At 62.4% G+C, this 11,637-nt stretch carries 12 protein-coding genes and 1 pseudogene; 6 read left to right on the top strand and 7 right to left on the bottom strand.

From position 1 onward, the window contains the following. The 3 genes and pseudogenes from B0G83_RS29590 to queF all read left to right on the top strand — a co-directional run. Positions 1-357 (top strand): annotated as a pseudogene (locus B0G83_RS29590) (threonine ammonia-lyase, biosynthetic); the annotation flags it as partial. Between the two features lie 23 nt (positions 358-380). Continuing rightward, positions 381-1,283, top strand: a complete 903-nt coding sequence (locus B0G83_RS29585) for a 5'-nucleotidase (RefSeq protein ID WP_105510926.1) — start codon at positions 381-383, stop codon at positions 1,281-1,283. After that, complete coding sequence (gene queF / locus B0G83_RS29580) at positions 1,280-2,104, top strand: NADPH-dependent 7-cyano-7-deazaguanine reductase QueF (RefSeq protein WP_035553478.1); 825 nt, start codon at positions 1,280-1,282, stop codon at positions 2,102-2,104. Before B0G83_RS29585 ends, queF begins: the two co-directional genes overlap by 4 nt. Positions 2,105-2,182: 78 nt before the next feature. On the opposite strand, the gene B0G83_RS29575 is transcribed toward queF, so the two are convergent. The 3 genes from B0G83_RS29575 to B0G83_RS29565 all read right to left on the bottom strand — a co-directional run bounded on the left by B0G83_RS29575 (position 2,183) and on the right by B0G83_RS29565 (position 5,018). After that, positions 2,183-2,569 (bottom strand): RidA family protein, encoded by a 387-nt coding sequence (locus B0G83_RS29575; protein WP_105510936.1) that lies wholly within the window; start codon positions 2,567-2,569, stop codon positions 2,183-2,185. A 73-nt stretch (positions 2,570-2,642) separates the two neighbouring features. Next, the gene (locus B0G83_RS29570; protein ID WP_105510925.1) at positions 2,643-4,124 is read right to left on the bottom strand and encodes an amidohydrolase family protein; all 1,482 of its coding nucleotides are present in this window, start codon (positions 4,122-4,124) and stop codon (positions 2,643-2,645) included. 3 nt (positions 4,125-4,127) lie between these two features. After that, positions 4,128-5,018, bottom strand: a complete 891-nt coding sequence (locus tag B0G83_RS29565) for a MurR/RpiR family transcriptional regulator (RefSeq protein ID WP_105510924.1) — start codon at positions 5,016-5,018, stop codon at positions 4,128-4,130. A gap of 158 nt (positions 5,019-5,176) precedes the next feature. Between B0G83_RS29565 and B0G83_RS29560 the strand changes: the two genes are divergently transcribed. Beyond that, positions 5,177-6,454, top strand: coding sequence for an amino acid deaminase (locus tag B0G83_RS29560; RefSeq protein WP_105510923.1), 1,278 nt, complete (start codon positions 5,177-5,179; stop codon positions 6,452-6,454). A gap of 53 nt (positions 6,455-6,507) precedes the next feature. On the opposite strand, the gene B0G83_RS29555 is transcribed toward B0G83_RS29560, so the two are convergent. After that, positions 6,508-7,020, bottom strand: coding sequence for a MarR family winged helix-turn-helix transcriptional regulator (locus B0G83_RS29555; protein WP_105510922.1), 513 nt, complete (start codon positions 7,018-7,020; stop codon positions 6,508-6,510). A gap of 29 nt (positions 7,021-7,049) precedes the next feature. After that, positions 7,050-8,645, bottom strand: coding sequence for an MDR family MFS transporter (locus B0G83_RS29550; RefSeq protein WP_105510921.1), 1,596 nt, complete (start codon positions 8,643-8,645; stop codon positions 7,050-7,052). A gap of 139 nt (positions 8,646-8,784) precedes the next feature. On the opposite strand from B0G83_RS29550, the gene B0G83_RS29545 reads away from it, so the two are divergent. After that, positions 8,785-9,624, top strand: a complete 840-nt coding sequence (locus B0G83_RS29545; RefSeq protein ID WP_105510920.1) for an EcsC family protein — start codon at positions 8,785-8,787, stop codon at positions 9,622-9,624. On the opposite strand, the gene B0G83_RS29540 is transcribed toward B0G83_RS29545, so the two are convergent. Together B0G83_RS29540 and B0G83_RS29535 are read right to left on the bottom strand one after the other, a co-directional pair. Next, a complete protein-coding gene (locus tag B0G83_RS29540; RefSeq protein WP_105510919.1) occupies positions 9,594-10,559 on the bottom strand; it encodes an alpha/beta hydrolase in 966 nt (321 codons plus the stop codon). The genes B0G83_RS29545 and B0G83_RS29540 overlap by 31 nt on opposite strands. Positions 10,560-10,682: 123 nt before the next feature. Continuing rightward, positions 10,683-11,117, bottom strand: coding sequence for a CHRD domain-containing protein (locus tag B0G83_RS29535; protein ID WP_105510918.1), 435 nt, complete (start codon positions 11,115-11,117; stop codon positions 10,683-10,685). 242 nt (positions 11,118-11,359) lie between these two features. Between B0G83_RS29535 and B0G83_RS38310 the strand changes: the two genes are divergently transcribed. Then, positions 11,360-11,575, top strand: coding sequence for a hypothetical protein (locus tag B0G83_RS38310; RefSeq protein WP_146120313.1), 216 nt, complete (start codon positions 11,360-11,362; stop codon positions 11,573-11,575). The last annotated feature ends 62 nt before the right edge of the window (positions 11,576-11,637 follow it).

Raw genomic sequence — 11,637 nt, 5'->3', positions numbered from 1 at the left:
GGCGCATTCGAAGCACACGGTTTCGCGACCGTGGACCTGACCTTCGATGAACTCTCGAAGCAGCACATCCGCTACATGGTCGGCGGCCGCTCGCCACTCGCGCACAGCGAACGTCTGTTCCGTTTCGAGTTTCCCGAACGGCCGGGCGCGCTGATGAAGTTTTTATCGTCGATGGCACCGAACTGGAATATCAGCCTGTTCCATTACCGCAACCAGGGCGCGGACTACAGCTCGATCCTGGTCGGTATTCAGGTGCCCGAAAGCGAGAACGCGGCGTTCGACCAGTTTCTCGCCACGCTCGGGTATCCGAACTGGGAAGAGACGCAGAACCCGGTGTACCGCTTATTCCTCGCCTGACCTTTTAGGACTGAAACACGCAGATGGCTCTTACGCTTGTCGACAAACTGGTGGTGGCAATCTCGTCGCGCGCGCTGTTCGACTTCGAGGAAGAGAACCGCGTGTACGAGGACGGCAATCTCCCGCAGTATGAAGCGCTGCAGCGCGACCGGCTGACCGTGCCCGCCAAACCCGGCGTGGCCTTTCCGCTGATTCGCAAGCTGCTGGCGTTGAATGCCGGCGGGCATCGCGTGGAAGTGGTGATCTTGTCGCGCAGCGATCCGATCAGCGGATTGCGCGCGTTTCACTCGTGTCGCGAACATGGCCTCGCGATCGAGCGCGGCGTTTTCACGCGCGGGCGCGCGCCGTTCGGTTATCTGAAGCCGTTGAACGCGTCGCTGTTTCTGTCCGCGAATCAGGACGACGTGCGTGACGCGCTGGCCGCCGGATTCCCTGCCGCGCGCGTGTTGCCCGAATCGGCGAAAATGGCGAGCAAGTATCCGGACGAAATCCGCATTGCCTTCGACGGCGACGCGGTGCTGTTTTCCGACGAAGCCGAGCGCGTGTTCCAGAAAGACGGGCTGAAGGCCTTTCTCGGTCATGAGATTCACAACAAGGATCTGCCGCTGGCGGACGGTCCGTTGAAGCCGTTGCTCGAAGCACTGCATCGGCTGCAAAAACTCGCGGATGAAGCTGCGCCGATGCATATTCGTACGGCATTGGTGACAGCGCGCTCGGCGCCCGCGCACGAGCGCGCGATCCGCACATTAATGGCGTGGAACATCGAAATCGACGAAGCGATGTTTCTCGGCGGCCTCGACAAGAGCGCATTTTTGCGCGAATTCGAGCCGGACTTTTTCTTCGACGACCAAATTGGCCATTGCGAATCGGCCCGCGTCGTGACGGCGACGGGGCACGTGCTGAGTGGCATCGTGAACGCATCATGACACCCGAACAATCACCGCTGGGCAAGGCTTCCACCTACACCGAACAGTACGACGCTTCGTTGCTGTTTCCGATTGCGCGCAAGAATGCGCGCGAGGCGATCGGCATTGGCGCGCAGTTGCCGTTTTTCGGCACGGACATCTGGAACGCGTATGAGTTGTCGTGGCTGAATGCACGCGGCAAGCCGCAGATCGCGGTGGCCACGTTCTTCGTGCCGGCGGATTCGCCGAATATCGTCGAGTCGAAGTCATTCAAGCTGTATCTCGGCTCGTTTGCGCAGACCGCGTTCGAGTCGATGGAGGTGGTGCGCGACACGATCAAGCGGGACGTGTCGGCTTCGTGCGGGGCGACTGTGTCCGTGCATCTGACTGCGCCGTATGAGTTCGGCAAGTTGCAGATGGAAGAGTTTGAGGGGTTGTCGCTGGATCGGCTGGATCTGGATACTGATATTTATCAGCCGGATGCTTCATTGCTGAGTGCGGCGCTCGACGAGGCGCCGGTTGAGGAGACGGTGTTTTCCAATCTGCTGAAGTCGAATTGTCCGGTGACCGGGCAGCCGGATTGGGGCACCGTGCAGATTCATTATGTCGGGCCGCAGATCGATCATGCGGGGTTGTTGCGGTACATCATTTCCTATCGGAATCACACCGGGTTTCATGAGCAGTGTGTCGAGCGGATTTTTATCGATGTGTTGAAAGCCTGTAAGCCGGTTAAGCTGGCTGTTTATGCGCGTTATACGCGGCGCGGCGGATTGGATATCAACCCGTTTCGCACTAACTATAATTTGCCTATGCCGGATAATATGCGGTTGGCTCGCCAGTAAAATTACTGGGTTTTGGGGTTGTAGGCCTTTTCTTGAGATCAGTCGCAATTCAACGAAAGGCCAACAAACCAAACCCAATCAGGCCGCGGGCTTCTTATACGCCACGCAATCAACCTCGACCCGGCAATCAATCACCATCGAAGAAACCACACAAGCCCGCGCAGGCGGATTTTCGCCAAAGTACTCGCGGAAAACCTTATTAAACGAAGCAAAATCTCGCGGATCATCCAGCCACACGCCGCAGCGGACCACATCCTCCGCTCCATACCCTGCTTCCTTCAAAATCGCGAACACGTTCTGAATCGCCTTGTGCGATTGCTCAACAATCCCGCCATTGATCACCTCGCCATTTTCCATCGGCGTCTGTCCGGAAACGAACAACCAGCCATCCGCTTCAACGGCACGAGCAAACGGCATATGCTGACCACCCGTTCCTTTCCCGCCTTCAACGCCATAACGCTTCATCGTCACACTCCTTAAAAGTCGGGCACGCAGCGCAAACACCACTGCCTGCCACATCAATCAGAAAACAACCCGCTCAAAACGCACCCTGCGCATCGCCCTTCGACGCCGCGCCGCGCGCCACGAAATGACCCGCGCGCTCCCCGGTCACTTCGCCATCGCGATACGTCAGCACACCATTCACCCACACCGCGTCGATCCCATCGGCCGCCTGCTGCGGCTTTTCAAACGTCGCCGCGTCACGCACCTTCGCGGGGTCGAACAGCACCAGATCCGCGTGATAGCCGATATGCACCTCGCCCCGCTGCGCCAACCCAAACCGGCGCGCCGACAAACCGGTCATCTTGCGCACCGCCTCTTCAAGCGGCAATAAACCGGCGTCGCGCGCGTAATGCCCGAGCACGCGCGGAAACGCCCCCCACAAGCGCGGATGCGGCAGCGGATCATTCGGCAATCCGTCCGAGCCGACCATCGTCGCGGGATGCGAGAGAATGCGCCGCACGTCGTCCTCGGACATGTTGTGATACACCGCGCCCGCCGGCTGCAAGCGCTTGCCCGCTTCCTGCTGCGTCACGCCCCACTCCGCCGCGATCTCCTTGACGAGCTTGCCCGCCATCTCCGGATGCGGCTCCGACCACGTAATCGTGATGTCGATGTCGCCCGTCACCTGCTTCAGATCCAGCGTCGACGAACTACGGTTGTACGGATAACAATCGCACCCGATCGGCTGCAAACGCCGCGCGCCTTCGAGCGACTTCAGCACTTCCTCGCTGCGCCCCCAGTTCGACGGTCCCGCGCACTTCAAATGCGAAATCACCACCGGCACATGCGCATGACGGCCCACCCGATACGCTTCGTCCATTGCGTCCAGGATCGCGTCGAACTCGGTGCGCATGTGCGTCGTGTAGAGCGCGCCAGCGGCGGCGAGCGGTTCGGCCAACGCCATCACCTCTTCAGTCGGCGCGGCGAACGCCGAGCCATACGCGAGCCCTGAACTCAGACCCAGCGCGCCATGCGCCAATGCCTCCTCGAGTTGCGCGCGCATGCCGTCGATTTCCCCAGCCGTCGCCGCGCGATCGAGCCGGTCCATCTGATTGCTGCGCAATGCCGTGTGCCCGATCAGCGCACCGACATTCACTGCCGGACGCGCCGCGTTCACGGCGTCGACATAGGCGGCGAAGGTCGGATACTGAAACGCGTCGCGCTCGCCGAGCAGATTCATCGGATCCGGCGGATCGCCCTTCAACGCCACCGGCGACGCGCTGATCCCGCAATTGCCGACAATCACCGTCGTGACCCCTTGCGTGATCTTCGGCAGCATTTGCGGCGAGCGGATCACGTGCGTGTCGTCGTGCGTATGGACGTCGATGAAACCCGGCGCCAACGCACGCCCGTTCGCCTCGACCACGTCCTCGGCCAGCCAGTTCGACAGATTGCCGATTGCGACGATGCGCCCGTCGCGGACCGCGACATCGCGCTCTACCGGCGGCGCGCCGGTGCCGTCATACAGTTGCGCGCCGACGATCAGCGTGTCGGCGGCTTCGGGATGCGAATGCATGGATCAGTCTCCTAACGGTTGTCGATCGCCGCCGCCGCGGTGCGCGTCGAGCGCGTGCTTCATGCGGCGCAGCAATTCGCGGCTCTCGTCGCCCTGACTGACGGCGAGTTCGGTGACGAGCACATCGAGCGCCATCATCATCGCGTAGCGCGATGAAGACGGCTTGTAAATGAAATCGGTTTCGAACGCGACGATTGGAATCACCCAGTCGGCGAGCCGGGCGAGCGGCGAGGCCGGCGCGGTCAACGCGATCACGCTCGCGCCGTAGCTGCGCGCGATCTTGCAGTTCTCGACCATTTCCGGCACGCGCCCGGTGGTGGACAGCGCAATCACCACGCACTCGCGCGACACCGTGCTCGCGACCATGCGCTGCAGCAAGCCGTCCTGATAGGTCGCGACCGGTCGGCCGAGTCGCACGAGACGAAAGCGCATTTCGTCGGCGAGCGCGGTCGAGCCGCCACCCATGCCGAACACGTAGATCATCCGTGCGGCGCGCAACGCGGCGGCCGCATCGCTGAACGGCGCCTGCCGCAACAATTGATGGTTATGCGCCAGCGCGTTCTGCAATTCGTCGAAAATGCGGGTAGCGATCGGCTCGGGCGCGTCGCCCGCGCCGCCAGGCTGCAGAAAGCGCTGGCCGACCGCGGCCGCCTGCGCGAGCCGCAGCTTCAGTTCCCGCACATCGCGGCAACCCACCGCCTTGGCAAAGCGCGTGACGGTCGCGACGCTCACCTCGGCCTGCTGCGCGAGCGCACCGATACTGGCGCGCGACGCGCCCGTCAGATCGTCGAGAATCAGCGCGGCAACCTTACGCTCGGCCGAACGCAGTTCCGGCGCGCATTCGGCGATGCGCGCGACGATATCGAAGGTCAACGGCTCGGCGGTTGAGTTCATTGCAGACTGTGGGATGACGCTCGAAGGCTGACAAAAAGCCTTCGTCGGGTTGTAACGCGAACCGTGGTACTAAATAACATTTCTTCGATCATCGTACTTTCGGTAACATGCTAAAGTCAACTTTGATTCAATTTAACTGGACGATGGAGCAGGGAGACATGAAAGTTACAAACTATCAGGGCGCGACGATTGATCCTTATAGCAAGGGCTTGGGCATGGTTCCGGGCGCCAGCATCCAACTGACGGACACCGCCCGCCTCGAGTGGAATCTGTTGAACGAAGACGTCAGCCTGCCGGCTGCCGTGCTGTACGCGGATCGCGTGGAACACAACCTGAAATGGATGCAGGCGTTCGTCGCGGAATACGGTGTCAAGCTCGCGCCGCACGGCAAGACGACCATGGCGCCGCAACTGTTTCGCCGCCAGCTCGACACCGGCGCGTGGGGCATCACGCTCGCCACGGCACATCAGGTGCGCGCGGCTTATCACGGCGGCGTGTCGCGCATTCTGATGGCCAATCAACTGGTGGGCCGCCGCAACATGATGATGGTCGCCGAGTTGCTGAGCGATCCGGATTTCGAATTCTTCTGCCTCGTCGATTCAGTCGAGGGGGTCGAGCAATTGGGCGAGTTCTTCACGTCGGTGCATAAGCAGTTGCAGGTGCTGCTCGAACTCGGCGTGCCGGGCGGCCGCACTGGCGTGCGCGACGCAGCGCAGCGCAACGCGGTGCTCGAAGCGATCGCCCGTTATCCGGACGTGCTGAAGCTGGCCGGTGTCGAGTTGTACGAGGGCGTGCTGAAGGAAGAACACGAAGTGCGCGAGTTCCTGCAAAGCGCGGTCGCGGTCACGCGCGCGCTGGTCGACGAAGGCCGCTTTGCGCGCACACCGGCGGTGTTGTCGGGTGCGGGATCAGCGTGGTACGACGTGGTCGCGGAAGAATTCGTGAAAGCGTCGGAAGACGGCAAGGTCGAGATCGTGTTGCGCCCCGGCTGTTACCTGACGCATGACGTCGGCGTTTATCGCAAGGCGCAGACCGATATCTTCGCGCGTAATCCGGTCGCGAAGAAAATGGGCGAAGGCTTGCTACCCGCGTTGCAATTGTGGGCGTACGTGCAGTCGATTCCCGAGCCGGATCGCGCGATCATCGGGCTCGGCAAGCGCGACTCCGCGTTCGACGCGGGCATGCCGGAGCCGTCGCGCCACTATCGTCCGGGCAATGAAGCCCCGCGCGATGTCGCGGCGAGCGAAGGCTGGGAGATTTTCGGTTTGATGGATCAGCACGCTTATCTGCGGATTCCGGCCGGCGCCGATCTGAAAGTGGGCGACATGATCGCGTTCGACATTTCGCATCCGTGCCTGACGTTCGACAAGTGGCGTCAAGTGCTGGTGGTCGATCCGGCGTATCGCGTGACTGAAGTGATCGAGACGTTCTTCTGATCGTGTTCTGAACGGCGCGCTTTGCGAGAGATCTGAAGCGCGCCGGCGGCGTCTTAGCGCGACGCCGCGCTGTTCGCCGCTTCTGCTTTTTCTGCTGCTTGCATAGCGCTGGTGTCAGCGGCGTTATCGTTACCCGCTGCCACCACTTCTCCGATCCTCGCCTCGAGCATCTTCAACGCGCCCGACAGCGCGCCCAGTACGTCGTCCGGCAGCGCCGCCATCGTGTCGTGCACGAACGCCTTGCGACGCGGCAAACTGGCCTCCGTCGCGGCCTGCCCTGCTTCGGTCAGACGCACGTTGGTCACACGATTATCGCGCGCGTCCATGCTGCGCGCAATCCAGCCCAACGCTTCGAGCGCCTTCAACTGCCGCGTCAGCGCGCCCGGATCCACGCGCAAGCGCTCCACCAGCCGCTTCTGCGACGACTCGCCCGCCTGATCGTGCAGCGCGAGCAGAATGCGCCAGCGCGGCAGCGGATGACCCACCTGCGCCTCGAACGCCGACATGAACGCCCGATAGGTGCGGCCGAATTGCTGCATGACGGCGACGTGATCCTGTTCTTCCATATCTTCAGTAAACCGGTAAGTCTAAAAAATCAATCCGCGTGAATCACTGGCTCGAGCTTGCGCTGAAGCTTGACCGGCGGCACACGGCGGCTTTGCCACACCGACACCACGGCGATGATGGCGGCCATCGCGAGCCCCAGATGAATCGCCGCGACCAGCGCCTCGCGCGCGCTTTCCAGCAGCATGGCGCCGTTGTGGCCCGCATGCGCCAACTGGCCGAGCAAGGTGGTTTGCGCGTCGCGATTGATCAGGATCTGCGGATCGCCGAGATCGCTGAACCATTGCGAGGCGTGATCGTTTTCCAGCGCGCTGCGCACGCCGCTCGCGTACATATGGCTGACCAGCGTACCGGTGAGCGCCGTGCCGAGCATGCCACCGATCATGCGCAGCGACTGCAGCAGCGCGGTGGCGATACCGAGGTGCTCGCGGCCGGCCGTCTGCTGCGCGAAGATCGTCAGGTTCGGCATCACGAAACCGAGACCGAGGCCGCCGATCACCATGAACGTCATCAGCAGCCATTGCGGCATGGCGCGCGTCGCGACGACCACGCCGAGACACGCGAGCGCGAGAAGCGCAAAGCCGATGTACAGCATCAGATTCGGATTGCGCACACGCGACACAATGCGCCCATTCGCGATACTGCCGATCGTGATGAACACCACCAGCGGCGTGATGACGAGCCCCGCCTCTTTCGGCGACATGCCGAAGCCGCCCTGGAATAGCAACGGCGCGTAGAACAGCAGCGAGAACATCGAAAAACCACCCAGCACGGCGAGCGTGAAGAGCGCGGCCAGACTGCGGTTGCGGAACATGTCGACGGGCAGGATCGCCGTCGGGCAGCGCTTTTCCCACTGCCACAGCGCGTAAGCCGAGGCGACGCTCAACGCGAGCAGCGCCAGGGCGCTCAACGTGACGCCATGCTTCGGCAGTAATTCGACGAACAATTGCAGCGAGCCGAGCGCCACCGCGATCAACACGGCGCCGGGCCAATCGAGCCGCATCTTACCTTTATGCTCGACGTGCCGGAGATGCGGCAGGAAGCGCCAGACGAAAAACAGCGACAACAGGCCGACCGGCAGATTCACATAAAAGACCGAACGCCAGCCGTAATACTGCGTGAGGAAGCCGCCGAGCGACGGCCCCACTGCGTTGGCGATACCAAATGCAGAACTCATCAGCACCTGCCAGCGCAAACGCACCACGGAATCGGGAAACAGATCGGGAATGCACGCGAAAGCGGTGCCGACCAGCATGCCACCGCCAATGCCCTGTAGCCCGCGCGCGAGCACGAGGAACATCATGCTGTTCGCGACGCCGCACAGCACGGACGCGCCCGTGAACACCACGATCGACGCGATCACGAACGGCTTGCGCCCGTAGTAATCGCCGAGCCGCCCGAAGATCGGCACGGTAATCACCGAGGTCAGCAGATACGATGTGGCGACCCACGCATAGAGCTCGAACCCCTTGAGTTCCGAAACGATGGTGGGCAACGCGGTGCCGACCACGGTCTGGTCGAGCGCCACGAGCATGGTGACGAAGGAGATGCCGAGCATCGCCAGAAGCGATTCACGGAACGGTAAAACTTGCCCACTCGAGTGGTGGGCCGCAGTATGGACAGCCATTTTTGATAGAGCAACTGTTGACTCGTCAAATGATTGGGAATCATACCACGAGCCGGCGCTCTAAACGGGACGTGTCGCGACGGTTTACCGTAGCGGCAATCGACTGAAGAATGCATTCAACATGACGCCAGGGAGGCACATGGAGCCGAGTTCGCTCGCCGCACAAGCCCTATCGGATGAAGACCTGAGCGCGCTGCGGCGCGCCAAACACGAACTGGAAAGCCCCGCGCTGGCGATGAAACTGGCCAGCATCGTCGGCTCGCCGCTCGAAAAACTGATGTCGCGCATGCCGGCGTTCGCCAACGAAAAGGTCACCGACGCAACCGAGCTGGCGTTGCGCAAATGCCTGTCGATCGCGTTGCGCACGCTCGGGCGCCGGGACGCGGCCCCGTTGATCGTGCCCGACCGGCCGAGCAACCTGCTGCACAAGTTCGCGGTGGCGACTACCGGCGCGGCCGGCGGTGCGTTCGGGCTGTTCGCGTTACCGGTCGAGTTGCCGGTCACGACCACGCTGATGTTTCGCTCGATCTGCGACATCGCGCGCAGCGAGGGCGAGGATCTGAGTTCGATCGACACGCAGTTGCAGTGTCTGACGGTGCTCGGCATGGGCGGCACATCCACCGCCGATGACGATGCCGACTTCGGCTACTTCATCATGCGTGGCGCGCTGGCGCAGGCGGTGTCGAAGGCGTCGTCGGAAATCGCCACCAAGGGATTTACCGCGCACGGCTCGGCGGCCTTGCTGCGCCTGCTCAACACGATCGCCGCGCGCTTTTCGGTGCAGGTCAGCGAACAGATCGCCGCGAAGTCGATTCCCGCGATCGGCGCGGTGCTCGGCGCAATGGTCAATACGGTGTTCATCGACCATTTCCAGCAGGTCGCGCACGGTCACTTCACCGTGCGGCGACTCGAGCGGCAATACGGTCAGGCAACCGTCGAAGCCGCGTATCAAACCATCGACATCGCGCTCGACGGCTGATTCGCGCCAGAGCCGCGACTCGTCACGCGCCGCACGAAAGCGGCCGAGCGGTCGAGCGCGCGATTGGCCTCGGGAATGAACGGCGCGAAGATCGGCCAGACGTGCGGCATCTTGCTCCACACCTCGAATTCACAGTCGACACCTGCCGCGCGCGCGTTGTCGGCCACGCGCCGCGAATCGTCGAGCAGCACCTCGGTGCTGCCCGCCATCATGAAAAGCGGCGGCAAGCCGTGCAGGTCGGCATAGACCGGCGAGGCATGCGGGTGCGTGGCCGGCGTCTCGCCGAGATAGAGTTGGCCGGCCGGCGCGATCGCGCGGCCGCTGAACATGGGGTCGAGGCCGTCGTTGCTGTGAATACTGGCGCCGGTCGCGGCCAGATCGGTCCACGGCGAGAACAGCAGGCCGCCTGCCGGCATCGGATCACCGGCGTCGCGTAACGCCACCAGCGTGGCCAGCGCGAGGCCGCCGCCGGCTGAATCGCCGGCAATCACGATCGACTCGGGCGCGATGCCGTCGGCGAGCAATCGACGATAGGCCGCGGTGGCGTCGTCGAGTGCGGCGGGAAAACGATGTTCCGGGGCGAGACGATAGTCCAGCGAAAACACCGCCGCCTTGGCGCGCGTCGCGAGGCCGAACACAATCGACCGATGCGTTTTCGGAGAACAGAAGTAGTAACCGCCGCCATGGCAAAACAGCACGATGGGGCTGACGTGCGCTGTGTGCGACTCGCCGGCCGGCTCGAGCCATTCGCCGCGCAAGGGCGCGTCGTCCGCGCCGTACAACTCACGCAGATGCCAGCCGCGCGGCACGCGTGGCGGCCAGGCCCGCTTCGCGGTCAGCGCACGCGCTCTCTCGACATTGATGCCCGGCTTGAGGGTTTCCGGACGAAATTGCCTGCGCAGATACCATGTTGCGAGTGCACTTTGCCAGCTCATTGGGGACACACTCCTTCTTTAGTGTCCCGCCATGGTACGTGCGTTCGATGCGGCGCCGGTGGACGGCGGCTTCTAATCCCAAAACCGCGCGATCCACCCTCCGTTCAAGCCTTTCCGACTAATTTAATTCGCCGGTAAAACCTGCCCGCGAATTTCGCCCGTCGGGTTTTGCGCGGTATGTACATTGAAGTACCACTGCCCCGCCATCAGATCCGTCACCTGTTGTTCGCTCAGCGCCGCCGAACCTTTGATCGGGCTCGCGAGCGCGTCCTTGTCGATCGGCACCTGCACCTTGGCGTTCTGCCCGACCGGAGCGGGACCGTGGAAATGCGCGGCCGTAGCCGGGCCGCTCAGGCCTTCGTAGGTGACGGTCCACTGCAGAGATTTAGTCGACGTGTCGAACGTGGCGTTTAGCATGCCGTGTCCGTGACTCACGCGCGGCGGCACTTCGCTCGAAGGTTCAAGATCCGCCTTCAGCGCCACCGTATCGGCAAAGGCAACGCCTGACGCCAACGCCCACAACACCACAGCCAGATTCAATTTTCGCAGCGTAATCATGGTCTTCTCCGGACTTGATGCACCGCCGCACCGACGTTTCGGCTGCGTACGGAGCCACCACATACTAGTGCAATTTCCCTGCAGGCGTTTGCGTTGGACAGCGTGCGCTCGCGGTTAAGCGCTTTTCGTTGCGCATGGTCGGTGCCGCCATCCGACTCGCGCTGCTCGCTTCAATCTGGCGCGTGGCGCCGACTTCGTAGTTGTGCGTAGCTATCGCTGCATGTCACGTGTTGGTGAAACCGATGTCGAGTTGGGGCCTGCCTGATATGCGTCCCGACGTGTCGGATTGCGCGACCCATGGCCGCCATTGGTGCGTCGATTGCGCCGATTCATTCATCGAACCCGCCGCCGACAGGACAGCTACCAACGCTTTCTTCGATTTCTTCAAACAGTTAATTGCGCTTTTTGTAGTGAATGAATTGCGCCATCCCAGCTATGCTTCCGGTTGCGAGAAGTGACTCCTTCATCGAGGGATGTCTCCAAATCTTTAACGCGGCTTCGGCCGCGTTTTTTTTCGTCC

It is taken from the genome of Paraburkholderia sp. BL21I4N1, from assembly GCF_002973525.1.
Lineage (GTDB): Bacteria > Pseudomonadota > Gammaproteobacteria > Burkholderiales > Burkholderiaceae > Paraburkholderia.
Note: the sequence above shows the minus strand (reverse complement) of the source record. Positions and strands in the feature narration are given on the sequence as shown.